The 25,811-nt window shown below is 67.8% G+C and carries 27 protein-coding genes; 18 read left to right on the top strand and 9 right to left on the bottom strand.

Annotated features, from left to right (window positions below):
* The first annotated feature begins 6 nt into the window (after positions 1 to 6).
* Both AB0F41_RS19515 and AB0F41_RS19510 read left to right on the top strand, forming a co-directional pair.
* Positions 7 to 561, top strand: coding sequence for a ferritin-like domain-containing protein (locus AB0F41_RS19515; protein ID WP_357425680.1), 555 nt, complete (start codon positions 7 to 9; stop codon positions 559 to 561).
* A gap of 92 nt (positions 562 to 653) precedes the next feature.
* Positions 654 to 1,205: a ferritin gene (locus AB0F41_RS19510; protein WP_357425678.1), complete on the top strand. Its 552-nt coding sequence runs from the start codon at positions 654 to 656 to the stop codon at positions 1,203 to 1,205.
* Between the two features lie 278 nt (positions 1,206 to 1,483).
* Here AB0F41_RS19510 and AB0F41_RS19505 read toward each other — a convergent pair whose 3' ends face one another.
* The 4 genes from AB0F41_RS19505 to AB0F41_RS19490 form a co-directional block, all read right to left on the bottom strand.
* Positions 1,484 to 2,404 (bottom strand): DUF5926 family protein, encoded by a 921-nt coding sequence (locus AB0F41_RS19505; RefSeq protein WP_357425676.1) that lies wholly within the window; start codon positions 2,402 to 2,404, stop codon positions 1,484 to 1,486.
* A 74-nt stretch (positions 2,405 to 2,478) separates the two neighbouring features.
* Entirely contained in the window at positions 2,479 to 3,264 is a 786-nt protein-coding gene (locus tag AB0F41_RS19500) for a glycerophosphodiester phosphodiesterase (protein ID WP_357425674.1), read from the bottom strand.
* Complete coding sequence (locus tag AB0F41_RS19495; RefSeq protein WP_357425672.1) at positions 3,261 to 4,310, bottom strand: DUF4328 domain-containing protein; 1,050 nt, start codon at positions 4,308 to 4,310, stop codon at positions 3,261 to 3,263. Before AB0F41_RS19495 ends, AB0F41_RS19500 begins: the two co-directional genes overlap by 4 nt.
* 18 nt (positions 4,311 to 4,328) lie before the next feature.
* A complete protein-coding gene (locus AB0F41_RS19490) occupies positions 4,329 to 4,688 on the bottom strand; it encodes a rhodanese-like domain-containing protein (protein WP_357425670.1) in 360 nt (119 codons plus the stop codon).
* 480 nt (positions 4,689 to 5,168) lie between these two features.
* Between AB0F41_RS19490 and AB0F41_RS19485 the strand changes: the two genes are divergently transcribed.
* The 5 genes from AB0F41_RS19485 to AB0F41_RS19465 all read left to right on the top strand — a co-directional run bounded on the left by AB0F41_RS19485 (position 5,169) and on the right by AB0F41_RS19465 (position 9,743).
* The gene (locus AB0F41_RS19485) at positions 5,169 to 5,807 is read left to right on the top strand and encodes a hypothetical protein (protein WP_357425668.1); all 639 of its coding nucleotides are present in this window, start codon (positions 5,169 to 5,171) and stop codon (positions 5,805 to 5,807) included.
* 370 nt (positions 5,808 to 6,177) lie between these two features.
* The gene (locus AB0F41_RS19480) at positions 6,178 to 6,801 is read left to right on the top strand and encodes a superoxide dismutase (protein ID WP_357425666.1); all 624 of its coding nucleotides are present in this window, start codon (positions 6,178 to 6,180) and stop codon (positions 6,799 to 6,801) included.
* Positions 6,802 to 6,985: 184 nt separating this feature from the next.
* Positions 6,986 to 7,516, top strand: coding sequence for a peptidase (locus tag AB0F41_RS19475; RefSeq protein ID WP_357425664.1), 531 nt, complete (start codon positions 6,986 to 6,988; stop codon positions 7,514 to 7,516).
* A gap of 608 nt (positions 7,517 to 8,124) precedes the next feature.
* Positions 8,125 to 8,865: a TMEM165/GDT1 family protein gene (locus AB0F41_RS19470; RefSeq protein ID WP_357425662.1), complete on the top strand. Its 741-nt coding sequence runs from the start codon at positions 8,125 to 8,127 to the stop codon at positions 8,863 to 8,865.
* A 110-nt stretch (positions 8,866 to 8,975) separates the two neighbouring features.
* Complete coding sequence (locus tag AB0F41_RS19465; protein ID WP_357425660.1) at positions 8,976 to 9,743, top strand: SDR family NAD(P)-dependent oxidoreductase; 768 nt, start codon at positions 8,976 to 8,978, stop codon at positions 9,741 to 9,743.
* Positions 9,744 to 9,831: 88 nt separating this feature from the next.
* Here AB0F41_RS19465 and AB0F41_RS19460 read toward each other — a convergent pair whose 3' ends face one another.
* The 3 genes from AB0F41_RS19460 to AB0F41_RS19450 all read right to left on the bottom strand — a co-directional run bounded on the left by AB0F41_RS19460 (position 9,832) and on the right by AB0F41_RS19450 (position 14,248).
* Positions 9,832 to 10,356: a hypothetical protein gene (locus AB0F41_RS19460; RefSeq protein WP_357425658.1), complete on the bottom strand. Its 525-nt coding sequence runs from the start codon at positions 10,354 to 10,356 to the stop codon at positions 9,832 to 9,834.
* A gap of 250 nt (positions 10,357 to 10,606) precedes the next feature.
* Complete coding sequence (gene htpG / locus AB0F41_RS19455) at positions 10,607 to 12,565, bottom strand: molecular chaperone HtpG (RefSeq protein ID WP_357425656.1); 1,959 nt, start codon at positions 12,563 to 12,565, stop codon at positions 10,607 to 10,609.
* A 15-nt stretch (positions 12,566 to 12,580) separates the two neighbouring features.
* Positions 12,581 to 14,248 (bottom strand): TM0106 family RecB-like putative nuclease, encoded by a 1,668-nt coding sequence (locus AB0F41_RS19450; RefSeq protein WP_357425758.1) that lies wholly within the window; start codon positions 14,246 to 14,248, stop codon positions 12,581 to 12,583.
* A 279-nt stretch (positions 14,249 to 14,527) separates the two neighbouring features.
* Here AB0F41_RS19450 and AB0F41_RS19445 point away from each other — a divergent pair, with 279 nt between their 5' ends.
* The 8 genes from AB0F41_RS19445 (at position 14,528) to rraA (ending at position 19,456) form a co-directional block, all read left to right on the top strand.
* A complete protein-coding gene (locus AB0F41_RS19445; RefSeq protein WP_357425654.1) occupies positions 14,528 to 15,172 on the top strand; it encodes a DUF6474 family protein in 645 nt (214 codons plus the stop codon).
* Positions 15,173 to 15,370: 198 nt separating this feature from the next.
* Positions 15,371 to 15,997 (top strand): hypothetical protein, encoded by a 627-nt coding sequence (locus tag AB0F41_RS19440; protein ID WP_357425652.1) that lies wholly within the window; start codon positions 15,371 to 15,373, stop codon positions 15,995 to 15,997.
* A complete protein-coding gene (locus AB0F41_RS19435; protein ID WP_357425650.1) occupies positions 15,958 to 16,620 on the top strand; it encodes a YcnI family protein in 663 nt (220 codons plus the stop codon). The genes AB0F41_RS19440 and AB0F41_RS19435 overlap by 40 nt, the downstream gene beginning before the upstream one ends.
* Positions 16,617 to 17,159 carry a copper resistance CopC family protein gene (locus AB0F41_RS19430; protein WP_357425648.1) on the top strand — a complete coding sequence of 181 codons (543 nt, stop codon included), beginning with the start codon at positions 16,617 to 16,619 and terminating at the stop codon, positions 17,157 to 17,159. The genes AB0F41_RS19435 and AB0F41_RS19430 overlap by 4 nt, the downstream gene beginning before the upstream one ends.
* A complete protein-coding gene (locus tag AB0F41_RS19425) occupies positions 17,156 to 18,082 on the top strand; it encodes a CopD family protein (protein WP_357425646.1) in 927 nt (308 codons plus the stop codon). Before AB0F41_RS19430 ends, AB0F41_RS19425 begins: the two co-directional genes overlap by 4 nt.
* 9 nt (positions 18,083 to 18,091) lie before the next feature.
* Positions 18,092 to 18,475 (top strand): DUF5313 family protein, encoded by a 384-nt coding sequence (locus AB0F41_RS19420; RefSeq protein WP_357425644.1) that lies wholly within the window; start codon positions 18,092 to 18,094, stop codon positions 18,473 to 18,475.
* 60 nt (positions 18,476 to 18,535) lie between these two features.
* Complete coding sequence (locus AB0F41_RS19415; protein ID WP_357425642.1) at positions 18,536 to 18,898, top strand: DUF5313 family protein; 363 nt, start codon at positions 18,536 to 18,538, stop codon at positions 18,896 to 18,898.
* Between the two features lie 69 nt (positions 18,899 to 18,967).
* Complete coding sequence (gene rraA / locus AB0F41_RS19410) at positions 18,968 to 19,456, top strand: ribonuclease E activity regulator RraA (protein ID WP_357425640.1); 489 nt, start codon at positions 18,968 to 18,970, stop codon at positions 19,454 to 19,456.
* A 30-nt stretch (positions 19,457 to 19,486) separates the two neighbouring features.
* Here rraA and AB0F41_RS19405 read toward each other — a convergent pair whose 3' ends face one another.
* Positions 19,487 to 19,708, bottom strand: coding sequence for an RNA-binding S4 domain-containing protein (locus AB0F41_RS19405; protein ID WP_357425638.1), 222 nt, complete (start codon positions 19,706 to 19,708; stop codon positions 19,487 to 19,489).
* A gap of 259 nt (positions 19,709 to 19,967) precedes the next feature.
* Between AB0F41_RS19405 and lysX the strand changes: the two genes are divergently transcribed.
* The 3 genes from lysX (at position 19,968) to AB0F41_RS19390 (ending at position 24,623) form a co-directional block, all read left to right on the top strand.
* Positions 19,968 to 23,300 (top strand): bifunctional lysylphosphatidylglycerol synthetase/lysine--tRNA ligase LysX, encoded by a 3,333-nt coding sequence (lysX, locus tag AB0F41_RS19400; protein WP_357425636.1) that lies wholly within the window; start codon positions 19,968 to 19,970, stop codon positions 23,298 to 23,300.
* A gap of 119 nt (positions 23,301 to 23,419) precedes the next feature.
* A complete protein-coding gene (locus AB0F41_RS19395) occupies positions 23,420 to 23,881 on the top strand; it encodes a hypothetical protein (RefSeq protein WP_357425634.1) in 462 nt (153 codons plus the stop codon).
* Between the two features lie 130 nt (positions 23,882 to 24,011).
* Positions 24,012 to 24,623 (top strand): histidine phosphatase family protein, encoded by a 612-nt coding sequence (locus tag AB0F41_RS19390; RefSeq protein WP_357425632.1) that lies wholly within the window; start codon positions 24,012 to 24,014, stop codon positions 24,621 to 24,623.
* Here AB0F41_RS19390 and AB0F41_RS19385 read toward each other — a convergent pair whose 3' ends face one another.
* Positions 24,624 to 25,523 carry a cutinase family protein gene (locus AB0F41_RS19385; RefSeq protein WP_357425630.1) on the bottom strand — a complete coding sequence of 300 codons (900 nt, stop codon included), beginning with the start codon at positions 25,521 to 25,523 and terminating at the stop codon, positions 24,624 to 24,626.
* Positions 25,524 to 25,811 lie beyond the last annotated feature (288 nt).

Here is a 25,811-nt window from a genome sequence, read left to right as displayed (position 1 = left end):
GCTCTTATGGACGATAGTGATCTGGCTCAACCGTTCATCGCGCTGTTGCGGGCGCAGGTGCGGCACGGACTGACCGTGTCGCAGCAATATCTGGCTGCCGCCGTGTATTTCGATATTCAGCGGTTACCCCAACTGGCCGGGCACAGTTATCGGCGTTCCGAAGAGCATCGCGGGCATGCGTTGCGCATTGTTCAGTATTTGATCGACCGTGAGTTGGAGATCACAATCGGCGGTTTGGGGGAAGTGCGGGAGACTTTCGAATCCCCGCGTGCCGCGGTGGCTTTTCTACTGGCCAGGGAGCAGACATCGACCGATCAGGTCACCGAGCTGGCGCGGGTCGCACGAGAGTGGGGGGATTACCTGGGTGAGCGGTTCGTGAGCTGGCTGCTCGACCGGGAACAGCAGGATGTCGCAGGTATGTCGACTCTGTTGACCGTGCTGGACCGGTCGGCCGGGGATATGTTCGATGTGGAGGAGTTCGTCGCGCGAGAGCTCCGTTCGTCGCCCGCACCGGCCGGTGGCTCCGTTCCGAAAATGGCGGGTTCGGGGCCGAATAAATAAGGCAACACTATCCTTAATTGGTTGAGGCAACACTATCCTCATTAAGGCTGCACTTGGATGACAGTGGGTGTTTTCGGCGTTAATGTCAAGGCATGTCCAATCATCCGGAAAGCCCGCGCAGCAAATTCCATGGCCTGCTGCACGATCAGATTCGGCACGAGTTCAATGCCGAGCACCAGTACATCGCTATTGCCGTGTGGTACGACAACGCCGATCTCCCGCAGCTGGCGAAGCGCTTCTACGCGCAGGCGCGCGAGGAGCGCAATCACGCGATGATGATCGTCCAGTACTTCCTGGATCGCGATATCAGCGTCGACGTCGCCGGTATCGACGCGGCGAAGTCGAAGTTCGAGAATTCTCGTGAGCCGATCGCGATGGCGCTCGATCAGGAGAAGACGGTCACCGATCAGATCGTCCAGCTGGCCAGCACCGCCCGCGAGGAAGGCGATTACCTCGGCGAGCAGTTCATGCAGTGGTTCTTGAAGGAGCAGGTGGAAGAGGTCGCGAAGATGACCACCCTGCTGACCGTCGCCGATCGGGCAGGCTCGAACCTGTTCGATCTGGAGGAGTTCATCGCCCGGGAGATGAGCGACGATCCTTCGTATGCCTCCGGCGCGCCGTCGGTGGCCGGCGGTCATATCTGATTTCGGTTGACGGCCCGTCTCCCGTCGGCGCCGGTGCGGACCGCACTGGGAGCAGCCGATGGGAGTTTCCGGTGTCGTGTCCGGGTGATGATGGGAGCATCGGCCGTCCCGGCCTACTGCGCCGAGGTCGGGCGGCCGATGCTCCGGTACGTCAGCCGGCGCCGGGTCGTTGTGTCGGCTGACGTGATGTCGCCGGGGGTTCCAGAAACGGCGACCTCTGAAACCTAGCCGAGATCGGCCTCAGAAAGAAGAGTTTTTCGGAAAATCCTCCGATTTATTCAGCGAAGTGTGACCTGCCGCGACCTCAAGCCGTCCCGGGAGCGCCGCTGTTCGGCGGTCAAGGGGGAATCCACGGCCAGCGCGTCTGCCAATCGCGCTCCGAATTCCGTTGCCGGCGAACGCCATTCGCTGATGTGCCGCTCCGGGTCGAGATCGAAGACCGGAACCAGCAGCCCGTGGGTCCGGAACGAACCCGCGAAGCGGGATCCCTCGCCCAGATGCAGACCGCCCGCGGCGTGCAGGCGGGCCAGCGCCAGCATCAGATCATCCTCGGCCTCCGGTCGTACCCACCGCAGATGCGCCTTTTCTCCCGCGTCGACCCACCACGGGGCGCCGATCTCGCCCGGCCCCAGGTCCAGCCGATCCGACGGCATGATCGCATCTTTGGCCTGCTCGATGGTGGCCGCGACCTGCGGATCGGGTTGCACCCCTTCGGGAACCCACCAATCGAAATCCTGATGCACCGTCAGGGCCAGGGGCGCGTCGGCCACGATGACGTCCGAGAGCGCCGGACCGCCCGGCGCGGCGTGCGCGACCGCCAGCGATTCACCCGGTTCGGCCGATTGCGTCCACAGAATCGAGGCCGCCAGATCGGCACCCGGATCCGCACTCGGCGTCTGCACCTGGACGCCGACATATCCGGTCGGCTGTTCTCCGGCCCGTACCAGCGCCGAGACCGCACCCGGGAGAACGGTGGCCAGCGTTACCGCGCGCTCGGCGGCGATATGGTCCGCGAGCTTCAATTCGGCGGTGGCCGAGGGGACGAACTCGCGCAGTGCCACCAGATCGCATTCGGCGGCCAACCCTTCGAAGGGCCGGGTCACGGCCTGCTCGGCCTCCTGCAACGCCGCCCGCCGTTCGGCCAGACGCTGGGCCCGGTTGCCGCCGGGCTTCGGACTATTGCGTTTGCTCTTACCCACGGCTGGTCAAGTTACACGCCGGAACCATGCGACCCGTGCAGGCCACACATTTCGGCTGTTCGCGCGTACGGCCGTCAACCGTTGGCCAGGACGGCTTTCGCCCGGCCGGGATGATTGGTGGCCACCCAACTCACGCCGAGATCGGCGCACAGCTGCATATCGTCGGGTTCGTCGACCGTCCAGCAGTAGGTGGCCCGGCCGGCGGCCGCGGCCTTGTCCACGAGATCGGGATGGTCCCGCAGGGTTTTCACCGAGGGGCCCACCGCAGTCGCGCCGACGGTGGTGGCCGCGCTACCGCCGAGGTAGCGGGACGATTCACCGAGCAGGACGGTCGGCAACAGCGGCGCCGCGCGTCGAATCCGCCAGACCGCGGTGGCGGCGAACGACATCACCACCGCGCGGGAATGGGCGGCCGAGGCCGGTGTCGCGATACCGAACCGCTGCAGTTCGGCCAGCACCTTGTTCTCCACCAGCGACCCGTACCGCACCGGGTGTTTGGTCTCGATGAACAACTTGGTCGGTCGACTACGCCAGTCCAGCACCAGGCCGATCAATTCGCTGAGCGTCAGCACACCGGCCGGGTTGCCGTCCCCGAAGTCCAGATCCTTCAATTCCGCCAGGCTGAGTTCGCTGACCAGACCGCTACCGCTCGAGGTCCGGTCCACGGTGCGGTCGTGCACGCAGACCAGATGACCGTCACGGGTGAGCCGGACATCGCATTCCACTCCGTCGGCGCCCTCTTCCAGCGCGAGTTCGTAGGCGGCCAGGGTGTGCTCCGGGCGGGCCGCCGAGGCGCCCCGGTGCGCGACCACGAACGGTGCGCGACCGCCCTGGACCGACTCGCCACTGCCCTCGCTCACTTGGCCGCAACCTCCTGTAGTGCCCTCTGGGTGCCGTCCCGGGAATCATCGGTCCCGGCATCCGCCGCCGTGCCCACCGTAGCGGCAGGCCCCGGATGCACCGGCTCGATGAGCGGCTCGACCGGATCGACCGCGATCACCCAGCGCCTGGCCAGCCGGTCGGCACCGCGCAGATCACGACCCTCGATCGTGCGCATGACCCACAGGGTAAGCACCGCGACCCCGGCAGCCAGCGCGTCGGCAGCCGCTGTGAACAGCACCCCGTCCGCCTCGGCCTGCAGCGAATCGGCGCCGCGCCAGAACAGGGCCGCCACCGCGACCAGACCGCCGAGCACCCAGACGGCCCACCAGATCCGTACGGCCCGCAGCGGGCGGGGATCGGTGCGGTCGGCTACCGCTTCGGTCAGGAAGACCCCGGGAAGGACGAGATTCACCACCGGAACCAAGCAGCCGAGGGCGAGCAGGCGCGGCGATCTGGGGTCCTTGCGCCCCTGGGCCGCGCAGAGCACCCGGCGCGTCTCGATCAGCCAGCCGAGCGCCGCCACCGCGGCGACCAGCGCCATGATCAACGCGAACAGCGCGGAGGTGTTCACCAGCGCGTCGGAGAACCACAGCAGGGGCGGTTCGATGAGGTGGGTGCGATTGCGCAGGAGCAGGAGATAGCGGCCCAGTTCGGCGACCGCGGCGACCCCGAACAGCAGCGCGGTGGCGGACAACGCGGCATAGGCCCAGCGGGTCAGGGTGGCGAGCGGACGCGGCTTCTGCTGGTCCCGATCGGTAGCAGGCCGGTCGTACAGTCCCCAGCGGGGGATCTCCGTGTAGCGGGGCGTGCCGGTGTCTCGGCGTCCGCCGGCCGCGGCGTGTCCGGGCCGCGCGGGGCGGCCGGGCCGCCGCGCGATCCAGCGATAGTTTCGGCGCTCCGGCGGGGCATCGATCGGCCCCGGAGAGAGCAGCACGCCGCGGCAGCGCGGGCACCAGTGCATCGGCGACCCCTGCACCGCCCAGCGTGTCCCGCAGCGGGCACAAGGCTGCACCACCGTACTCACCGCGCACCTCGCTCTTCGTCAGTAGATCTTCGCGGGCTCGTCACCCTCGCCGGTCAGCGGACGGCCCGTCTGCTGCCAGGCCACCATTCCGCCCACCACGTTCACCGCTTCGTATCCCACCGTCATGAGATATTTCACGGCCTCGAGCGACCGGCCGCCCTGACGGCACACCACATACAGTTCGGCATCGGGATCCAGTTCGCCGAAGCGAGCCGGGATATCGGACAGCGGAATATGCACGGCACCCGGCGCATGGCCGAGCTGCCATTCGTCGTCCTCACGCACATCGAGCAGGACGGCTGCCGCCGCTTCCCCGGGCGGACGGTCGAATTCTGCCGGTACGGACTCGACCGGTACCGACGGGACTCCGAAGCTCACTCCTCAGATCCTGCCATAACCCCCCGGACCCCTGCCCGGCTCCGGTGAGAGCCGCGCCGCACGCGGCCGATGTATCGGCCCGCGGCCGACGCGCGCCGACACGCCGGACACGCCCGATGGTTCGCCGAATGGATGCCGAAGCGCGATGGATCATCCGGACATCGACAACAAATCCACCGGATTCATAACTAATGCATATAACTCACAACCAGAGCCTCTGGTATCAGCTATCATTCAGCGCACCATTATGCCAGATAGCTCGATATATGCCGGATGACCTGCGGTAACAGCGGACTCGAACGGCCGATCCGGTACTCCCCTCCACCAATCCCGGAGCGACCGCCCGGTCACCGGCTCGGGCCACGCCCCGTTGCGTGACCCGATAACCAATTGGACGCCGGGCACCCGCATTCGGTTCCATCGGGATTTCAAAACGGCAAAATCCCGAGATCCAGGCACTGACCTCGGTAATCTGGCGCCATGACATCAACCAGGGGGTTACTCGATGGATTGGACGTGGCCGGCCTCGACAAAGCACTGTCGGAGGCCGGATGTCTGGGACTGGAAGTGGATTCCGAACGCAAACGCCTAGAGCTCGAGCTCGAGGTGCTCAGCCTGCCGGAGCAAATACCGGGCATCGCTCCGGATGGGTCTGCCACCTCCACCCAGCCGACCCGGGTGCGGCTGGTCTTCCACGGGGTCACGAGAATTGCCGCTTCGTTGCGGATGCAGCGCTGGGACGATCTGGAACCACGGGTCCTGCCGCTGGAACTGTCCGGACTCGGCGCCGCGGTGTTCAGTTTCGGTGGCAGCCGGCTGCACGGCTGGGAGTTCATCGACCTCGACGACAGTGGTTGGGCGCTGTGGAGCGAGCTGCTCAGTTTCGACACCACCATCGACACCCGGATCGCCCGCCATGTCCTCGAGTTCTCCCAGGAAGAGGGCATCGACCCGCGGGAACTCGATATCCGGGTCTGGTTCGACACGGTCACCGCGCACCGCTCCGACGACACGGAGATACCGCTGCCGGAACTGGTGTCCGGATCCGAGCGCTGGTGGGCGGCCCACGACAAGGGCGACCCGCGCGCGACCCACCCCGGTATCGCGCCCCCGCTGTGAGCCCGGCCGCCGGAAACGCACCCGGCCGGCCCGCGTCCATCGGCCCACCGGGCCGGCGGCCGCGGGCCGTGCCGTTTCCATCCCGGTTTCCGCACCGCGAAACGGGCTACGCGGCCGCCGGCCACGCGTGGATCGAGCGCTCTCCCCGCGACCCCGGGTAGCGCGCTTTCTGATTCTTTTCGATCCCTTCGGGCACCGCAGAGCATGTATCGGGCGAGACGGGGTACGCACCTGTGGGTTCGGTCCGGAATGGTCGGGTTTGCTCCGATATGGAATGGTGGGGTGTCGGGGCGAGTTGGACCGATCGGGTGTACGAATGGTCGGGAGCATCCCGCACAGGGAGCACTCGACCCGACAAGGAAGGGACATCGTGGCTGAGTACACGCTGCCAGATCTGGATTACGACTACGCCGCCCTGGAGCCGCATATCTCCGGGCAGATCAACGAAATTCACCACTCGAAGCATCACGCGGCCTATGTGGCCGGTGTGAACACCGCACTGGAGAAGCTCGAAGCCGCGCGCGAAGCCGGCGATCACGGCGCAATCTTCCTGAACGAGAAGAACCTCGCTTTCCACCTCGGCGGTCATGTCAACCACTCCATATGGTGGAAGAACCTCTCCCCCAACGGCGGCGACAAGCCGGTCGGCGATCTGGCCGCCGCCATCGACGACCAGTTCGGCTCGTTCGACAAGTTCCGCGCGCAGTTCACCGCCGCGGCCAACGGTCTGCAGGGGTCGGGCTGGGCGGTGCTCGGTTACGACACCCTCGGCCAGAAGCTGCTCACCTTCCAGCTCTACGACCAGCAGGCCAACGTGCCGCTGGGTATCATTCCGCTGCTGCAGGTCGATATGTGGGAGCACGCGTTCTACCTGCAGTACAAGAACGTGAAGGCGGACTACGTGAAGGCCTTCTGGAACGTGGTCAACTGGGCCGACGTCCAGGAGCGTTTCACCAAGGCCACCAGCCAGGCCAAGGGCCTCATCTTCGGCTGATCGCCTGCCCATCCGGGTAGCGCGACAGGAACCCGCGGACCGTCGTCCGCGGGTTTTTCCGCGTTCGCCGCGCGATCTGGCACTCTCTGGTACTTGTGTGCCAGACAACTTCTGCGGGATCCTCGTCTTTCACATAGTTCGAGGACGGGCAGGGCCGCCCCCGGGTATCCGTACGGGAGGCACTATGCGCAGCAACGCTCCGATAGGCGTCACGCCGTTCCACGCCGCGGGCACGCTGCGCGGGTTCGTGATCTCGGGCCGCTGGCCCGATACCACCAAGGAATGGTCACAACTGCTGGTCCTGGCGGTCCGGGTGGCCTCGATGCCGGGCCTGCTGTCGACCTCGACGATATTCGGGGTCCGTGAGGAACTGCCCGACGATCCCGCACCGGATACCGTCGGACTGGTGATCTCCGAAGGTCCGGTCCTCGGCGAGGACGGTGTGCAACCGGGGCGCTTCGCCGAACACATCCCACCGGCCCTGTTCATGCTGCATCCACCCCAGGAGACCAACCCCTCGCTGCCCGAATGCAGCGGCGCGGCATCCGGGTGCGTCCTGCTGCCGGGAATACCCCATCTGGGCCTCGAACACCGTGCGGCCTGGGCCGAGGCGGAAGCCGACGGCACCGTCACTTCGCTGGTGAGCCGAATCGGGCTGGATCCGATCAGCGACCCCGATACCGCCGTGCTCGCCATGCTGCTCGCAGCGGCCTGACCCACCGGCAACGGGCCGGACAGTCCATGCGGGACCGGCCGCCGACACTCCTCCGGCGTGCCGATCCCATCGCTGAATCGACCCGGTCCCCACACCGTCCCGACGCGCCCGCCATCGGCGAGCACCCCGAGCAAGCAGCCTGCGATCGCGGCGTTCAGGGCGCGAACGACTCCTTCCCCGGGCTCATCGCAACAGCGGACCGCCGGTGGCACCGGGCCCGGCGACCCTCACCTCAGCTACCGGAAACGGGCCCGTACCTGCGCGAGCAGATGTTTGCCACGACGATGCCAACAGGATCTTCCGGCTGCCCGTACCTGATATTTAAGGGTACCCTCAACCACTCGGAAGCCTCGCCAAACATATTGTCACGGTGGGTATTTGGAATCCTGACCGTTGTCTCACGGTAGGTGATGCGGTATCGTTGCCGACAGCGAAGGGGAGTAGCCCCCAATCACGCGGTCGACATACTGACCCACCGTTCGCCGGTGAGTCCGGGCGCGTGAACCGGAGAACCCGGTGGGCGAGACCTTCGGCGGACAGCAGTGATGTTGTCGGCCGGAGACGACCCCGAATCCGGCCGGCGAACCGGATGATCGGGAGCCCTTCAGATGATCGCCACCATCGGACTCGCCATCGGCATCGTTTTCCTCGCCGAACTGGGTGACAAGTCCCAGCTCATGGCCTTGACGTTCGCCCTGCGGTACCGCTGGTGGGTCGTCCTCGGCGGTATCGCCGTGGCCACGGCTTCGGTGCATGTGATCTCCGTGGCGATCGGCCACTTCCTGGGCGCCGCCCTGCCCACCGCGGCGATCGCGGTGGTGGCGGCGCTGACCTTCCTCGCGGTCGGGGTGTGGACCCTGCGTGAACTCGTCACCGGCGGCTCCGGCGAGGACGAGCCCCCCGCCTCCCGGCTGGTCACCACCGCGCCATTCTTCGTCGTCCTGTCCGCCTTCCTGCTGGCCGAGCTCGGCGACCGAACCATGTTCGCCACCGCGGCGCTGGCCACCGACAACAACTGGGCGGCCGTCTGGCTCGGATCCACCATCGGCATGGTCGCCGCGGACGCGCTGGCCATCGCCGTCGGCATCCTGGTGGGCAAACATCTGCCCGAACGCGCCATCGGCTTCGGATCCGGGCTGCTGTTCCTCTTCATCGGCGCACTGACCGGCCTGACCACCGCGGCCCCCGCCCTGGGGGTCCCGGCGGCGATCGGTCTCGCCCTGCTGGTGCCGGCTGCCGCCGGGAGTGTCCTATGGCTGCTGACCAGCCGTTCTCGCGGCCGGACCGTACTCGTTTCCGAGGCCGGACCGGCCGGAATCGAGGAGGCACGGTCCGAGGATCGGCAGTGAGCATCGATCACCGATAAGCGCAAGGGGACCGTCCACGAAGGCCGGGCACTCAGGGGTTAGGGTGCAATTGACGTCAGGCCAACTGGCCAGTCACGAACGAGAGGACCATCGTGGAGATTTCGGGTTCCGCCGCCATCGTCACCGGGGGCGCGTCCGGTCTGGGCGCCGCCACCGCCAAGCGTTTCGCCGATCTGGGCGCCACCGTTTTCGGGCTCGACGTACCGCAGTCGATCGAGCGCGCCGGCGACAACGTGCCCGACGGGGTCACCCTGCTCGCCGCTGATGTCACCAACCATGAAGAGGTCGAGGCGGCCGTCGCCAAGGTCGTCGAGTCCGGCACTCCGCTGCGCATCGTCGTCAACTGCGCCGGTGTCGGCTGGGCCGGTCGCATCCTGTCCAAGAACGGCCCGCACGATCTGGAGCTGTTCCGCACGGTGATCACCGTCAACCTGCTGGGCACCTTCAACGTGATGCGCCTGGCCGCCGACGCCATCGCAAAGACCGACACCGTGGACGAGGCCGGCCAGCGCGGTGTGGTCATCAACACCGCCTCGGTCGCCGCGTTCGAGGGCCAGATCGGCCAGATCGCCTACTCCGCGTCCAAGGGTGGCGTGCACGGTATGACCGTCCCGGCCGCGCGTGACCTCGCGCAGTTCGGCATCCGGGTCAACACCATCGCCCCCGGCATCATCGACACCCCGATGCTGGCCGGTGTCACCGAGGAATACCGCCAGGGCCTGGAGGCCGGTGTGCCGTTCCCGTCCCGCCTGGGCCGCCCGGACGAGTACGCGCAGCTCTCGCAGTACATCGTCGAACACGACTACCTCAACGGCGAGACCATCCGCATGGACGGCGCGCTGCGTATGGCGCCGCGGTAGTCCTCAGGCCGTACAACAACAACGCCCGCTGTCCCGGGAATCCCGGGCGGCGGGCGTTGTGTTCCGGGTGCCGCGTACCGATTGCGTGTCAGCCGGCGCTGCCGGTCGGCGGGCGCTGCCGGTCGGCCAGGCGCGCCCGCCAGGCATCGCAGACCGCGCGGTCTGCCGACTCCCGGTCGTTGCCGTCGATGCGGCATCCCGAGGACGTGTAGCCCTCGCGGTCGAAACCGCGGCGATCGTAACCCCACCGGTCGTAGCCGTGGCGGTCGTAACCGGATCGATCACGCCCGAAAGTGTCGAGCCCGTCCTCGTCGTAGCCGCCGCGATCCCGGCCGAACCGGTCGTAGCCGTCCTCGTCGAAGCCGTCGCGGTCGCGACCGAACCGGTCATACCCTTTGCGGTCGTAACCGTGGCGGTCGTAACCGAATGCGTCATAGCCGAAGGCGTCGTAATCATCGGAAACGGTGGCGAAGCGCGCTGTGATCGGGGCCTCACCCGGTGCTGCCGTCGCGGGTATCGCCACCAGGGCCGGGGCGGCCAACAGCACGCCGAGCAAAGCGATCCGAAACGAGGTGTGGCGCGATCCGCGGCGCGCCGCACTGGTGGTCGACATAATCGATCTCCTATCCGAACACGATTCGCGTGTCCCGGAGATCTATATCGACTACACCCCTTGACGCATTACAGAACACAAGCGATTCGCCCAGGCGAAACCCTCTGCGCACGAATCGGTTCGGAGACGCCGACCGTCCGCCCGGCGGCGCACGACGCCAGCAGTGCCGGCTCCCGGGATACGCGGTGGTGGTGAGCGGGGTCCTCGGACGAAGCGGAGGCCGCGCGACGTGGCGCGGCCTCCGTCTCGATCACAGGGTGCGGGTCAGCCGGTCGGCGAGGATCTGGGCGAACTTCGCCGGATCCTTCAGCTCGCCGCCCTCGGCGAGAACCGCTGTGCCGTACAGCAGTTCGGCGGTTTCGGCGAGTTCGGGGACCTTACCCTCGTCGGCGTCCTGCTTGCGGGTGTCGTACGCGTCGCGCAGACCCGTGACCAGCGGATGGGTCGGGTTGAGCTCCAGGATCCGCTTGAACTGCGGCAGCTCCTGACCCGAGGCCCGATACATCCGTTCCAGCATGGGGGTCATATCGAAGACGTCACCCACCAGGCATACCGGTGAACTGGTCAGACGCGAGGTGAGGCGGACCTCCTTGACGCTGTCCTCGAGGGTTTTGCCCAGCCAGGTCAGCACCTCGGCGAAATCCTTGTCCTGCTGTTCGCGCAGGGCCTCGGATTCCTTCTTCTCCTCCTCCGTTTCCAGATCGACCTCGCCCTTGGCGATCGACTGGAACGTCTTGCCGTCGAACTGCGGTACCGAGCCCACCCACATCTCGTCGACCGGATCGGTGAGGATCAGCACCTCGCGATCCTTGGCGCGGAACGCCTCCAGATGCGGCGACTTCTCCACCTGTTCACGGGATTCCCCGGTCATGTAGTAGATCGCGTCCTGGCCCTCCGGCATGCGCTCCACGTACTGCGCGAGGGTGGTCGGCTCGGAGTCGGAATGCGTGGACGCGAACGAGGACACCTCGAGGATGGTCTCCTGGTTGTCGTAATCGGAGACCAGGCCCTCCTTGAGGACGCGGCCGAATTCCTGCCAGAAGGTGCGGTACTTCGCCTGGTCCTCGGCGCCCTGCAAATCCTTGACGGTGCTCAGCACCTTCTTGACCAGCCGTTTGCGGATCATCTGGATCTGACGGTCCTGCTGCAGGATTTCCCGGGAGACGTTCAGCGACAGATCCTGCGCGTCCACCACGCCCTTGACGAACCGCAGATACTCCGGCATCAGCTCTTCGCAGTTGTCCATGATGAACACCCGCTTCACGTAGAGCTGCACACCGCGCTTGTGCTCCCGGGTGAACAGGTCGAACGGCGCCTGCGAGGGCAGGAACAGCAGCGCCTGATATTCGAACGTGCCCTCGGCCTTGAGCGGAATGGTCTCCAGCGGCTCGTCCCAGGCGTGGCTGACGTGCTTGTAGAACTCGTGGTACTCCTCCTCGGAGACCTCACCGCGCGGGCGGGTCCACAGGGCCTTCATCGAGTTGAGCGTCTGCTCCTCGACGACGGTCTTCTCCTGCTGATCCTCGCCCTCCCCCTCGGTCACCGTGCGCTCGATCTGCATCCGGATCGGCCAGGCGATGAAATCCGAGTACTTCTTGACGATCTCGCGGAGCTTGTGCTCCTGGGTGTAGTCGAAAAGGTGATCCTCGGCATCGGCCGGCTTGAGGTGCAGTGCCACCGCGGACCCCTGCGGGCCCTCGTCGAGGGTTTCGATGGTGTAGGTGCCCGACCCGGCCTCGGACTCCCAGCGCGTGACGGTGCTCTCGCCCGCCTTGCGCGTGGTGAGCACGACCTTGTCCGCCACCATGAATGTCGAGTAGAAGCCGATCCCGAACTGGCCGATCAGTTCCTCGGCGGCGGCATCGGATTTCGCCTCGTTCAGTTTCCGGCGAAGTTCGGCCGTACCGGACTTGGCCAGGGTTCCGATCAGATCGACCACCTCGGCGCGCGACATTCCGATGCCGTTGTCCCGGACGGTCAGGATCCGCTGATCCTTGTCGACCTCCAGCTCGATATGCAGGTCGTCGGTATCGACATGCAGATCTTTGTCCCGGTAGGACTCCAGCCGCAGCTTGTCCAGCGCGTCGGAAGCGTTCGAGATCAGCTCCCGCAGAAACGTGTCCTTGTTGGAGTAGACCGAGTGGATCATCAGCTCGAGCAGCTGATGAGTTTCGGCCTGGAACTCGAGTTGTTCGACGTGCTCAGTCACGGTGGACCATGGTAATCAAGCCTGTGCGCCGCTCGTCCACAGGTCGGGCGAGTTCCCCGGAGGACCGGCGAAATCGCTGAGCGCGGGTACCTCTCGTTCGGCGCAGTGTTCCCGGATGGTGGTCGGGTTCATCCATTCGCGCAGCACGGCGGTCGCCCGCACATCGTCCTCGTTGTATTCGAGCAACCGGGTGCGCTGGGTGAGATCGGGGGCGTCGTCGTATCCGACGGCCCGCCGGTACCAGCTCATCGATGCCTCCCCACCGGCTTCCGGATCCCGCCACGCGAAACCGGCGACGGGTGCGATCTTCTTGAGCCCCTTACCGCTCGGGCAGATGAACTGATCGGTGACGGCCTGGAACATATCGACCCACTGGATCGAGTCGACGAACGCGGTGACCTCGGCCTCGGTCGGGACGCCGGGCCGCCCGGCGAACCGGCGCGCGGATTCGTAGAGCCATTTGTCCTCGGCCGAACGCGAATAGCAGTAGGCGGCGAAAGTTCTGCCCGCGGCCACCGCCTCGTCACGGATACCCATCAGCCACACCCAGAACTCCGCGAAGGACCGCCCCTCGTCCTCGGTCGGCAGCGGATCCCAGGTGACGAAGGGCCGGTACACACCGTCGAGCAGAGTGCCCCACAGGTACGCGCCGTCCTCCTGGTAGCTCTCCAGATCGACATCCACCTCCACATCGGCGCGCCGCACCCAGACCCGGTCGAACCGGCGTACCAGTGGTGCGTCGACCAGCCAGGCACGAGCGGTGACCACGGTTTCCTCGAAGGGACCGTGCTGCCAGTCCTCGGGTTCGGGTCCGGTCCAGCCGGCGAGCTCGTCGATGGTCCGGACACCGTGACCACGCAGCACCTCGGCGCGGGACCCGGGCGCCACCACGCTCACATCCCGATGCTCGTTCAGCCAGGCCTGACAGCCGCCACCGGGACCACGATTCCACCAGATGCACTGACGGCATTCGGGCACCTTCGAGGGCACGGTTTGCGCCTGCCCGCGAACCACCGCGATCCGGTCGGCATAGCGTTTGTCGTAGTCGACGAGCACGGGCCGCAGATCGTGCACCAGGATCCGGTCGAAATGGAATCCGATGACTCCGCCCACCGGGGTGGACGGCGCCAGACCCCGCCGCTCGAGCATCCGGTAGACGTGGGCCAGGCGCTGCTGGTCGCGCGGCTGCTGGCGGAGTTTGCGGGCACGGTCCGGTTCGGGATGCCAGCGCAGCAGATCCGAGGTCAGCGGATGGAATTCGGCGGGCGCGGGACGGCGCGGATCGGTCACCTTGTGGTTGACGACGATCACCGGGATATAGCCGCCGCGCTCGTCGCGCAGGAAGATCTCGGCGCCGCCGCGGCGGCCGGTATCGGATTCCTGCGGCAGCAACCCACCCCAGATACGGGCGGCCCCCGCTTCGCAGGCCCGTATCGTGGCGGCGGCCCGGTCGCGGGCGGACAGCGTGGGGTCGATGATCACCCAGCTCTCGGGATCGGCGGCGACCAGGGTGTCGCGTACCCGTTCCCGGTGCGCCTGCGCGGCGGCCCGGCGCTGCTCCACCCCGGCGTCCTCACGAACCTCGGCCAGCATTTCCGGGTGCGCGGCATCCATGCCGAGCCGGTGGCGACACCCGATCAGACCCCTCGCGTCGAGAAACGCGGGTCTCTCACCCGCTGCGATCCGCCCCGTGAGCACGGGGAACTCACGCCGCTCGCCATCGGCGGCGGAGTGATCTTCTCGGTCGACACTGCCCGGTTGCACGCAAGCAGTATGGTCCCTGCCCCCGACACCCCGGCCAATCGAGCACCCGGACGCCCGGCGCGAACACCGGCCGGAGCGGAGTCTGTCGCGGGTTGGGGCCGGAAACCGATAGGGTGTCGGCGAACCGTGTGACACGGGTGAACGGTGCGGTTTTCGTGTCGTATCGCCGTAGCGAACCAGCATGACGGAGGGCCTTCGATGGGGTTGTTCACCAAGCGCAAACGGCGGCCGAGTCGACGGGCCGAGGCCAAGGCTCTCAAACACAAGGCCGCCGTGGAGGCCAAACTCGGCGCGAAGAACGAACGCAAACGACACCGCGCCGACGCCCGGTCCCAGCGCAAGGTCGCCAAGGCCCAGGTCGCCGCCTTGCAGGCCGAGGAGAAGGCCGCCCTCAAAACGGCCGCCCGCGCCGAGCGGGATCCCTTCGCCCCGGGACAGGTGAAGAAGTACATCGGGGTGGCCCGGGTGCTGGTTCCGGTGCTCGCCCCACTCGCCTACCGCGGCGCCACCTACCTGCGCGGGCAGCTCGACGCCCGCCGGGCCCGCCGGCTCGGGGTAGGCGTGGAGCGGCTCGGTGACTACCCCGGGCACGGCGGCCGGTTGCAGGCGCGGATCGCCAACACCGAAGCGGCCCTGGACAAGATCGCGAACGGCAACGCCGGCAAGGACAAGGACATCCAGCAGTTCATCGGTTCCACCCGGAGCCGGCTCGACGCCCTGTCCGCGGCGGTCCGCACCGCCGATCAGATGCCGGCCGCGCGGCGGCGTTCGGTGCACACCTCGATCGCCACCGAACTGTCCAGGATCGAAGCGGACGTCCTCGCGCGTCTCGGCGTCGCCTGATCCGAGACCCGGGACCCGAACGCGCTCTAACCCGGTGCCGAGGCTCCGCAAGGACCGGTTCGGACCCCGGTATCGGCCCGGAGCGGGCCGCCGACGGGCCCGAGTGCCCGGCGCCCCGGCGCGTCGGCCACGATGGACAGTGCCCAGTCCACTCCGGCTCACCGGGCACGGTGAGCCCGCCGCCTCCGAAAGATCCCGATGCCCACGTCCGCCGCTGCCGCGCCGCTGCGGGGCTGTGTGGTGGGCGCGGCGACCGGGGCCCTCGCCCTCGCCGCGCACGGCGCCGCGGGCGGCGGATACCCGACCTCGGAGGGCGCGGCCTTATTGCTGCTCACAGCACTCCTGACCGGGTTCGCGGCCGGTGCGGCCGCCGGTAGCGGCCGGCCGCGTTCCGGGTTCGCGGCCCGAATCGGTGTGGTGCTCCCCCTCGCGATCGGCCAGGGAATCGGCCACTGGGCGCTGACCGGGCTCACCGATCACCACATCGTCACGCCGGTCGAGGCGGCGGAACCGCAATCGGTGATGTTCGCCGCGCACCTGATCGCCACGCTGGTCTGCGCAGTCGCCATCACCGCCGCCGAGCAGCTGTACCGGGTCGCTTCGGCGGTTCTCCGAGTGCTGCTCGGCTCCTCACGTCCCCTGCCCTGGGCACCTCGCTGCCTCGCGACGGCGACTCTCCCGACCCCGGATCACCGGGCTCCGAACGGGGCGGCCGGACCGCGCGCGCCACCCGCGCGCGGCGGCACCTACGCACCCATTTCCTTCGGAGAGAAAGTATTCGACCCATGCCCCACGGGTATTCCCCTGTCCTGCGTCGTGGCCTGACCGCCACCGTCGCCACCGGATTCGTCCTGGCCGGAGCGGGCACCGCCGCCGCGCACGTCTCCGTCTCGGCCCCGGACGCCACACCCGGCCGGTCCGCCGTGGCCACCTTCAGCGTGCCGACCGAATCGGATACCGCGAGCACGACCTCGGTGAAGGTCACCGTCCCGGAATTCACCTCCGCGCGGACCGAGCCGCTGCCCGGCTGGACCGCGAAGGTCGACCGCAACGACCAGGACAAGATCACGGCCGTGACCTGGACCGCGGCCCCGGGCTCGCCCGGAATCCGTCCCGGCGAGTTCCAGCGTTTCGTGGTCTCGCTGGGGCCGTTCCCGGAAACCGAGACGCTCACCTTCCCGGCCGAGCAGACCTACAGCGACGGCGAGGTCGTGCGCTGGAACGAGACCGGTGACCACGATTCGGTCGATCATCCGGCGCCCGTCGTGACCCTCACGGCCGGCAGCGCCCAGGATTCGGGACACGACCACGGCGATCAAGCCACCGCGGCCGCCGATACCGCGAGCGACGCCGACACCACCGCCCGCTGGCTCGGCGGCATCGGCCTGGCCCTGGGCGCGCTGGCGCTGGGCGCCGGTGTCGGCGCGGTGCTCCGGAGCCGGCGATGAACCGGGCGCTGCGACTGGTCGCACTGGTGACCGGTCTGCTGGGCCTGGGCCTCGGCCTCGCCGCCGGACCGGCGGCGGCGCATTCCACGGTCGTGGGCAGCGACCCGGCCGACGGCGCCACGCTCGACGCCGGACCGGCCCGCGCCACCCTCACCTTCAACGAGCCGCTGCAACCGAACTTCCCCGCCATGACCGTGGTGGGGCCGGACGGCAACCTGTGGTCCAAGGGTGATCCGGTCGTGGACGGCCGCAACATCAGCGTCGAGGTCGGTGAACTGGGCCCCGCCGGGGTGTATCGGATGGCTTACCGGGTGACCTCGGCCGATGGGCATGTCGTGGACGGCGAGCAGAGTTTCACCCTGAGCGCCCCGGGCAGCGGCACACCGGGTCCGGCGGCCGATGCCGCTGGTTCCGGTAGCGACTCCGGCGGCGGTGTGCCGGTCTGGGTGTACATCCTGGGTGCGCTGGTGCTGTTCGGCGGCGGCCTGGCGTTCGCGCTGTTCGGGTCGAACCTGGGCAAGGGCAAGAACGAGCGGTGAGACGCGGTACCCCGAGCGGGCCCGACCAGCGGGCCCGGCTCGTATTCGTAATCCCGGCGGGCCTGCTCGGGGTGCTGCTGGCCTGGGCTCTGAGTGACGTCCCGGTCGACGCGACAGTGCGGTTCGGCGCCGATATGGCGGGGGCGGCCGTACTCGGGCTGGCGGCGCTGCCCCGGCTGGACGGCCGGTTCGAGGTGCCGTGGCGGATGCTGGCGGCACTGGCCGGGCTCTGGTGCTGTCTGGAGTTCGGGGTGCTGATCTTCGCCGCCGGCGAGGTGGTCGGCACGGGTGTGGGCGGTCTGGGCCCGGCCGATTTCGGCACCTATCTGGCGCGGATCAGCGGCGGTCAGATAGGCGTGGCGATTCTGCTCGGTACCGCCGCCGTCGCCGGCTACGCGGCTCTCGCCTACCGGCTGCCACGGCAGCGCACCCCCGATCTGGTGCTGGTGTTCGCCGCGGTGACCGTGACCCTGCGGCCGATAACCGGGCATATGTCACAACAGGCGTTCGGCTCGATGCTGGCCGGGGTGCACGCCCTGGCCGCGTCGATGTGGCTGGGTCTGCTACTGGCACTGGCCCTGGTGGTGCGCGGCCGCGGCGGCTGGGCCTCGGCGCTGCCACGTTATTCGGCGATCGCGATGCCGATGGTGGCGGCGATCGCGGTGACCGGTGTCCTCAACGGACTGATCAGGGTCGGCGGGATCACGCCGTTCTTCACCACCGGCTACGGACGGATCATGGTCGCCAAGACCCTGCTGCTCGTCGTACTGCTGGTCCTCGGCTGGTGGTGGCGCCGCACCTGGGTGGTGGCGGCCGGCGGGCACCGGATATCGGCCGAGGGGTCGCTGCGGCGGGCGGTGCTGGAGGTCTCGGTGATGGCGACGGCGTTCGGGCTGGCGGCGTCGCTGGCGATCAGCGGATAACCTGGGGCCATGCGTGCCGGAGCTGCCTCTCCCAACCCGTTCCAGCGGATCGGGTACATCTGTGGCCGCGCGCTGCCGTCCGAGTACTCGGACTGGGTACTGGAGGACCTCACCGGCCCCGGCGCGACCCGGCGGTATCTACTCCGGATGCTGGTTCCGATCGTGCTGGTGCTGCTGCCGTTCCTGCTGGTCCCGGGGCCGCTGTGGATAGGTCTGTCGATGCTGGGCCTGCTGTTGCTGCCGCTGATCTATTTCACGGTCGCACTGACCTATGTGTTCCGGCGGAACCGGCTGGTCAAGCACGGGCTGGACCCGGATCTGGCCGATATCGACGTACGCCGCCGCGCCGAGGCCGAACGGCTGGCCTACGAATCGCGGCACGGCCGGGCCTGACAGCCGCGTCGTGCGGAATCAACCCTGGTGAGCTGTTTCACACAGGCATAGCCTGGAGCTATGGAAAAGCCGACCTTCAAGCAACGGATCGCCTACGATCTGGGCCGCGAACTTCCCGTGGAGTTGCACGAATGGGTCGTCGAGGATCTCTGCGGCCACGGGGCCATGGAGCGCTACCTGATCCGCTTCATCGGTCCGATCATCCCGTTCTTCGTGCTGATCCTGCTGTACCCCGGCCCGATGACGCTCAAGCTCGGGATCATCGTGATGATGATCGTTCCGCTGATCATCTTCGCCATCTCCCTCTGCTACGTGTGGCGGCGCTACCGCCTGGTCCAGCACGGCCTGGACCCGGACCTGGTCGACCGGCAGAAGTTCTCCTCGCATGATCGTGACATGTACAACGCGCGGTATCGCACTTAGCGCGGGAGCAGTACGTAGGCGCGGGGGGTCGCTGGCGGCTGCCACCGCGCAACCGGCACAATCGGGAACGTGACCGATTCAGAGCAGCAGGTGGCCACCGCGGATCTCGCCGACGAGATCGGACCCGATATCCGCAGTTGCGATACCCAGTTCATCCAGTTCGGTGGCCGTCCGGCGTTCTCCGGACCGATCACCACCATCCGCTGCTTCCAGGACAACCTGCTGGTCAAGCAGACGCTGAGTGAACCGGGGGCGGGCCGGGTGCTCGTGGTCGACGGCGGCGCCGGTCTGCACACAGCGCTCGTGGGCGACATCATCGCCGGACGCGGGGTGGACAACGGCTGGTCCGGTGTCGTGGTCAACGGCGCCGTCCGTGATTCGGCCATTCTCCGCACGCTCGATATCGGACTCAAGGCCCTGGGCACCAACCCGCGCAAGAGCACCCAGACCGGTAGCGGCGAAAAGGATGTTCCGGTGGAGTTCGGCGGCGTGACCTTCCACCCCGGCGAGATGCTCTACAGCGATCACGACGGCATCGTGGTTCGCGCGCAGGCCTGATCCCTACCGGCGCGGACGGTCGGCCCGGGACTAGCCTCCGCCCACCCGGGCGAGATGTCCGGCCAGGCCGACGACGTCGCCCGGGTGGAGCTGCCGTCCGCGGCGCAGTTCGACCTCGTCGTTGACGCGTACCAATCCGGCCGAGATCACCGTTTTGGCCTCCGACCCCGATTCGATGAGGTTGGCGAGTTTCAGGAACTGCCCGAGCCGTATGGTGTCGTCGTCGATCGGCACATCGATTGGATCCGGCATACTCACATGCTTACTCCCCCGGTCGCCGGGCATTCCGACCGGCCCGGGGTATTGGCGTGCCGAACCGCGCACCGGTCTCGAACAATTAAGACAAATCCGGCATTTCGCGATCGGCTCACCCGCCACGCCCGGGACACTCTTTCCCATATCGGCCAACCGTGCCCGCGCACAGGGCAATACGTGCCGATCCGGGCCGATCCGGCCCTAACACGCCGGGCCACAGCACTGATTCGATCACCGTGAGCGGCAGACTGGAACGGTGATAGCCACGCAAGAGCCGCAACACCTCGAAACACCGGGCCGATCCAGAACACCCGGGCGATTCGGCGCGATACCGCGCGTCACCGCGCTGATTTCGGGTGTTCTCGCCGCGGCCTGCCTGCTGTGGAGTTGTTCGCCGGCCCTGTCCACGCTGCTGGGTGGACCACGACGCTATCTCGACCACTACTATCTCGGCGCACCGGCAACCAGCCTGCTGTGGGCGGCCGCGGCCGCGACGCTGGCGATCGGACTCGCGCGACGTAAACGGCCGGCCTGGTGGGCGCTGGTGCTGTACCTGGTGAGCTGGCTGCCGGTGAATCTGCTCGATATCGTCCGCCATCAGGATCGCCACGCCGCGGTGGCGCTGCTCGCGCATCTGCTGATGCTCGCTGTGCTGCTCGCGAGCCGGGCCCGGTTCGGCGCGCGGATCAGACGCTGCTCGCTGCGTCCCGCGGTGACGGCACTGGCCGCCGGTTGGGTGGCGGCGGCCGTCCTCGGCTGGTGCCTGGTCCAGGCGTTCCCCGGTTCCGTGGTATCCGGGGGTCAGCGCGTGCTGTGGGTGCTCGCGGGGCTCACCGTGAACCCGGTGCTGCGCACGGAAACTCTCGCCGGTGCACTCCCCTTCCAGGTCCAGTTCACGATCGGATTGTTCGGTGTGCTCGTCTTCGGCGCGACCGCGTTCGTCCTGAACCGGACCCGGCGCGACGAGTACGCCCTCACCGAAAGCGACGAATCGGCGCTGCGCGCCCTGCTCGACGGTCCGGACCCCGCCGGTTCCACCGACTATCCGACGACCCGCCGGGACCGCTCCGTCGTCTTCACACCCAACGGCCGGGCGGCCATCGGCTACCGCGTCGAGTACGGAATCTGCCTGGCCCTCGGCGATCCGGTCGGCGCCCGCGACAGTTGGCCGCAGGCGGTCGAGGCCTGGCAGCGTCATGCCCAGCGGTTCGGCTGGACGGTCGCGGTAATCGGGGCAAGCGAATCCGCCGTCCCGATCTACCGGCGCGCGGGACTCGTACCGGTACCGGCGGGAGCCGAGGCGGTACTCGACAGCAGAACCTTCTCGCTCGCCACCCCGGAACTGAAGCCGGTCCGCGCCGTGGTCACCGGGCTCCGCAAACAGGGCATGACGGTCCGGATCCGCCGCCAGCGCGATATTCCCACCTCCGAACTGGCACAGCTGGCCGTCTTCGCCGAAAGCCGCTACCCCGGTGCCGGTGAACGCGCCTATCCGCTCCCCCTGGGCCGGCTCGGCGACCGCCAGGACGGCAACTGCCTGCTGGTCGAGGCCTTGGACGCGGACGCCCGGCTACTCGGATTGCTTTCGCTGGTGCCGTGGGGTCGAACCGGCGCGACGCTGGAACTGATCCGCCGCTCCCCCGATACCACCGAGGAGATCACCGACCTCCTGATCGCCGAACTGGCATTACACGCCGAACAGCACGGCGTGCACCGGATCTCACTGAACTTCACCGTATTCCGCTCGGTATTCGAGGCGGCCGGATACCCGGCCGCAACCGGCCCGGCTCACGGCGTCCGGTCGATACCGGGCCGGGTGGCGGCGCTGGCGCGCGGAGCGAGCACGGTACCGCTGGCGTATTCGCGCTGGTGGCAGCTCGCCCAGCTGCACCGGGCGAGTATGCGATACCAACCGCAGTGGGTTCCCCGCTTCGTGCTGTGCGCCGACCGCCGCGCGCTGCCGGCGATCGCGGTGGCCGCCGCGGCGGCCGAAGGACTGCTGCCCCGGTTCGGCCGCAAGAACACGGCGTTCACCCATACCGGAACCCACCGGGCCGCGCCGGACACCGCTGTCACCCCTCCCGTCTCCACGGTGACCGTCACCGATCCCGACTCCGTACCCGCGCGCGACCCGCGACCCGAACAGGTCCGGGTGCGGACCGGCAAACTGGACCGGCTGGCCACCGCCGATATCGACCCCTACCCTCTGCCGTTCCCACCGACCCATACCGTCGCCGCCGCGCGACGGGCCCCGCGCGGCACCACGGTCCGCGTCTCCGGCCGGGTGCTGCGGCTACGCGACTGCGGCGGGGTGATCTTCGCGGTCGTAAGGGACTGGACCAGCGATATCCAGCTGCTGCTCGACCGGGACCGGCTCGGCACCCAACGCTGCGCCGAGTTCGGCGAACTCGTCGACCTCGGTGATCTGGTGTCGGTGAGCGGTCAGCTCGGCCACAGCAGGCGCGGCGAACTGTCTCTGCTGGTGGCGGATTGGCGCATGCTCGGCAAATGCCTGCGCCCGCTGCCCGAGAAGTGGCGGGGGCTCAGCGATCCCGAACTCCGGATGCGGCGCGGCTATCTGGACCTGATGACCGACCGCGACGCCCGCGACCTGCTGGCCCGGCGCAGCGCCGTGGTGCGTTCACTACGCGACGTCCTGCACGACTGCGGTTTCCTGGAAGTCACCACGCCGGTCCTGCGCAACAGCCGCGACGGCGCGTTCACGCGCGGTATGCGCACGCATCTCGACGCCGACAACACCGACCTGCATCTCCGTGTTTCCGCGGGCCTGTCTTTGAAACGGCTGTGCGTCGGGGGTGTGGAGAAGGTTTTCGAGCTCGGCCCCGGATTCCGCAACACCCGGGCCGATTCCCGGCATCTGCCGGAATTCACCCTGCTGGAAGCCTATGAGGCCCATAGCGATCACCGCCGGGTGATGACCCTGTGCCGCCAGTTGATCCAGCAGGCCGCGCTGGCGGCCAACGATTCGCTCATCGCGATGCGCCCGACCGCGGACGGTTCACTGGAGGCCGTGGACCTCTCCGGCGAATGGCGGGTGCGCTCGATGTACCGGGCGCTCGCGGAGGAGATCGGTGCGGAGATAACCCCCCGCACCGAGCTGGCCGACCTCCGGGAACTGTGCGAGAAGGCCGATATCGCCTATCAGCCCGCCTGGGATCGAGGCCGGGTCGCCTACGCGCTGTACGAGAAACTGGTCGTCGAAACGACTCGCGAACCCACCTTCTACACCGATTTCCCGGCCGGGATTTCGCCGTTCGCGCGGCCCCGGCGCGACGACGAGACGCTGGCCGAGCGCTGGGATCTGGTGGCGCACGGCATCGAGCTCGCCTCCGGCCGCAGTGAACTCACCGATCCGGTGGAGCAGCGCCGCCGGCTCGCCGAACGGTCGCGGCTCGCGGCCGGCGGCGGACCCGCCACCGTGGAACTCGACGAGGATTTCCTGTGCGCGCTGGAATACGCCATGCCGCCGACGGGTGGTCTGAGCCTCGGCGTGGACCGGGTGATCATGCTGCTGACCGGGCGGACGATCCGCGAGACGCAGCTGTTCCCCCTGGTCCGGCGCCGGTGACCCGGTCCGGCCCGAATAATCCCGCAGCGTCCGAGTTTCCTACCGGCCCCCCGGCAAGTACGGTGGTGTGACTTCGGCCCCAGGAGGAGGGGCCCCACTTCTCGGAACGGGGATTGATTGTGAGCTACGTCGACCTGCTGACCCACGCGAGCCAGGTGGACCTTTCCGCCTGGGCGAATACCGACGTCCTCGCGTCCGTCGCCGATCTGGAGGCCGCCCGGAAGAAGGGCAAGAGCAAGGGCGGCGGCGGTTTCGGGCTCGTCGGCATCATCTGCTGCGTCCTCGTCGTGGTCGTGATCGTCGCGATCATCCTGCTGGCCAGGAAGAAGAAGAGCGACAACAACGCGCCGGGCCAGTTCCCCCAGCCCGGACAGCCGCCGCAGGGCGGGTTCCCGCAGCAGGGTGGATACCCCCAGGGTGGATACCCCCAGCAGGGCGGATACCCGCAAGGCGGTTATCCCCAGCAGGGCGGATACCCGCAGCAGGGCGGTTATCCCCAGCAAGGCGGATACCCCTCCGACCCGAACAACCCCTACCCCCCGCAGGGCGGTCAGCCGCCGTACCCGCCGTCGGGTCACTAGGAACTGCCGCAACCACAACGGCCCGGCTCACCACGGTGAGCCGGGCCGTTGTCCGTTCGGACCACCGACCCGCCGTGAGCGGCCCCGACCTCGTGGAAAGTGGCCGGCCGTGATGCGGCAGAGTGGACCCGTGCAGTTGATATTCGTTCGCCATGCCCAGCCCCTGCGGGTCGACAACGCAGAGACAGCCGCCGACCCCGGCCTCTCGCCGATCGGTGTGGAGCAGGCCGAACGGGTACCGGGCGCACTGAAACTGTACCGGATCGTTCGGGTCGTCAGCAGTCCGCAACGCCGGGCCCGCGAGACCGCGGCCCGCACCGCGGCCGATCTCGGACTCGATATCGAGACGGTGGACGGGCTGGCCGAATACGACCGCGACCTACCGTCCTACATACCGATCGAGGACGCCAAGGTCGAGTTCCGGGACACCTACGATCGGATCAAAGCCGGGTATCTGCCGCCACAGGTCGACGCGGACGCCTTCCGGGAACGGGTGCGGGACGCTGTCACCGAAATCGCGTCCACCACCGCCGCGGCCGACACCGTGGTGGTGTTCGCCCACGGCGGCGTAATCAACATCACACTTCAGGAGATCCTCGGCCTGGACCGGCCGCTGACCTTCCCCATCGACTATTGCTCGATCACCCGGATCCTGTTCTCGCGCACCGGCCGCCGCAGTGCGGCGACCGTGAACGAGAACGGACACGTCTGGGAACTGCTGCCACGCAATATATCGCGCTGATCAGGCCATATCCGAAACCCAGTTATGCATCCAGGACAGCGCGGTCTGACCGTTGCCGACCCGGTAGCTCCCGTAGGAATGATGCGACTCGGACCGGTAGAAGCTCTCGAGATCCTTGACCCGCTTCTCGTTGGCTCCATCGGAAAGCTGGGCCTGCAGAGTGGGCAGCCCGCCCTGCGTCATCAGATCGCTGACGATCGCGCCGACCTCCATCTGGTAGCGCCAGATGTTGGCGGGGCTGGGATCCGAGCTCTGGGCGAGGAAACCGGCGAAACGGGTGACGAAATCGTCCTGCGCGGTAGCGCAGTACAGGTCGTCGGGAATGCAGATGGTGCGGGTGCGGTCGCTGAGCCAGCCGAACCCGCCGACCCGGGGCCCACCCGCGCCGGCACCGGGAGCGGCCGGGCCGACCTGGATATCCGAGGGTGAACGCCGCGGATCGGAGATGAGGCCGACGCCCGAGATCCGTTCCGGGCGAATCGGGCCCAGGCCGGTACCGATCTCCGCGGCCAGATCACCGGCCGCGTCGGCGCCCTGGCTGTAGCCGAGGAGCGCGATATCGGTGGCACCGCAGCGCTCGGCCATGGCCGAGATCATGCCGCGCGCGTTGCTCACCGCTTCGTTCTTGGAGGCACCGTAGACGTCGCCCTCCCACGGGAAGGCGGTGGCGGCGTAGGTGACGTAGGCGACCTCGGCCGAATCGGGCAGATCATCGGTCACCCGGGCCAGCATGCCCGGCGAAGGACGCTTATCGTGCCCCGTTTCCCAGGTTCCGGGAATCGCCACGACATACAGACTCGGGCAACCGGGGGCCGCGTTCGCCGCGGAACCGCCGAAAACCAATCCGGACGCGACCGCCGCGCAGGCACTCATCGCCGCGGCAACCCTCTTGAATTGCATACTGCTCCAGTCGACCCAGGCCCCAGATGGGACGCTCCGATTACGTCGCCAAAATGCTGAACCCGGCCGATGTCACCGACGTGTGCAACAGGTGAACAACAGCCACGCGTCACAAGTACACGATCGGATCACGATCCGGCGCCCAGACACACCGAAGATAACAATAGAGCGACGAACCGATCACCGCCAGTCGGTGTTTATTGGCGCGCTGGCGCGCGCGGGGTTCGGCCCTCTTGGCGTCTGCTGTCAGCCCTCGAGACTCGTGGCTTCGCCACATGCGCTTCGAGG

Origin of the sequence: Nocardia sp. NPDC024068 (assembly GCF_040638875.1) — a bacterium.
Taxonomy (GTDB): domain Bacteria; phylum Actinomycetota; class Actinomycetes; order Mycobacteriales; family Mycobacteriaceae; genus Nocardia.
Note: the sequence above shows the minus strand (reverse complement) of the source record. Positions and strands in the feature narration are given on the sequence as shown.

Bases quoted from the DNA above. Each gene is read 5' to 3' on its own strand.
- AB0F41_RS19420 (WP_357425644.1), top strand. From the start codon at position 18,092: ATGCGTGCCGGAGCTGCCTCTCCCAACCCGTTCCAGCGGATCGGGTAC.
- AB0F41_RS19445 (WP_357425654.1), top strand. From the start codon at position 14,528: ATGGGGTTGTTCACCAAGCGCAAACGGCGGCCGAGTCGACGGGCCGAG.
- AB0F41_RS19470 (WP_357425662.1), top strand. From the start codon at position 8,125: ATGATCGCCACCATCGGACTCGCCATCGGCATCGTTTTCCTCGCCGAA.
- AB0F41_RS19435 (WP_357425650.1), top strand. From the start codon at position 15,958: ATGCCCCACGGGTATTCCCCTGTCCTGCGTCGTGGCCTGACCGCCACC.
- AB0F41_RS19405 (WP_357425638.1), bottom strand. From the start codon at position 19,708: ATGCCGGATCCAATCGATGTGCCGATCGACGACGACACCATACGGCTC.
- AB0F41_RS19510 (WP_357425678.1), top strand. From the start codon at position 654: ATGTCCAATCATCCGGAAAGCCCGCGCAGCAAATTCCATGGCCTGCTG.
- AB0F41_RS19385 (WP_357425630.1), bottom strand. From the start codon at position 25,523: ATGCAATTCAAGAGGGTTGCCGCGGCGATGAGTGCCTGCGCGGCGGTC.
- AB0F41_RS19440 (WP_357425652.1), top strand. From the start codon at position 15,371: ATGCCCACGTCCGCCGCTGCCGCGCCGCTGCGGGGCTGTGTGGTGGGC.
- AB0F41_RS19475 (WP_357425664.1), top strand. From the start codon at position 6,986: ATGCGCAGCAACGCTCCGATAGGCGTCACGCCGTTCCACGCCGCGGGC.
- AB0F41_RS19415 (WP_357425642.1), top strand. From the start codon at position 18,536: ATGGAAAAGCCGACCTTCAAGCAACGGATCGCCTACGATCTGGGCCGC.
- AB0F41_RS19485 (WP_357425668.1), top strand. From the start codon at position 5,169: ATGACATCAACCAGGGGGTTACTCGATGGATTGGACGTGGCCGGCCTC.
- AB0F41_RS19430 (WP_357425648.1), top strand. From the start codon at position 16,617: ATGAACCGGGCGCTGCGACTGGTCGCACTGGTGACCGGTCTGCTGGGC.
- AB0F41_RS19515 (WP_357425680.1), top strand. From the start codon at position 7: ATGGACGATAGTGATCTGGCTCAACCGTTCATCGCGCTGTTGCGGGCG.
- AB0F41_RS19460 (WP_357425658.1), bottom strand. From the start codon at position 10,356: ATGTCGACCACCAGTGCGGCGCGCCGCGGATCGCGCCACACCTCGTTT.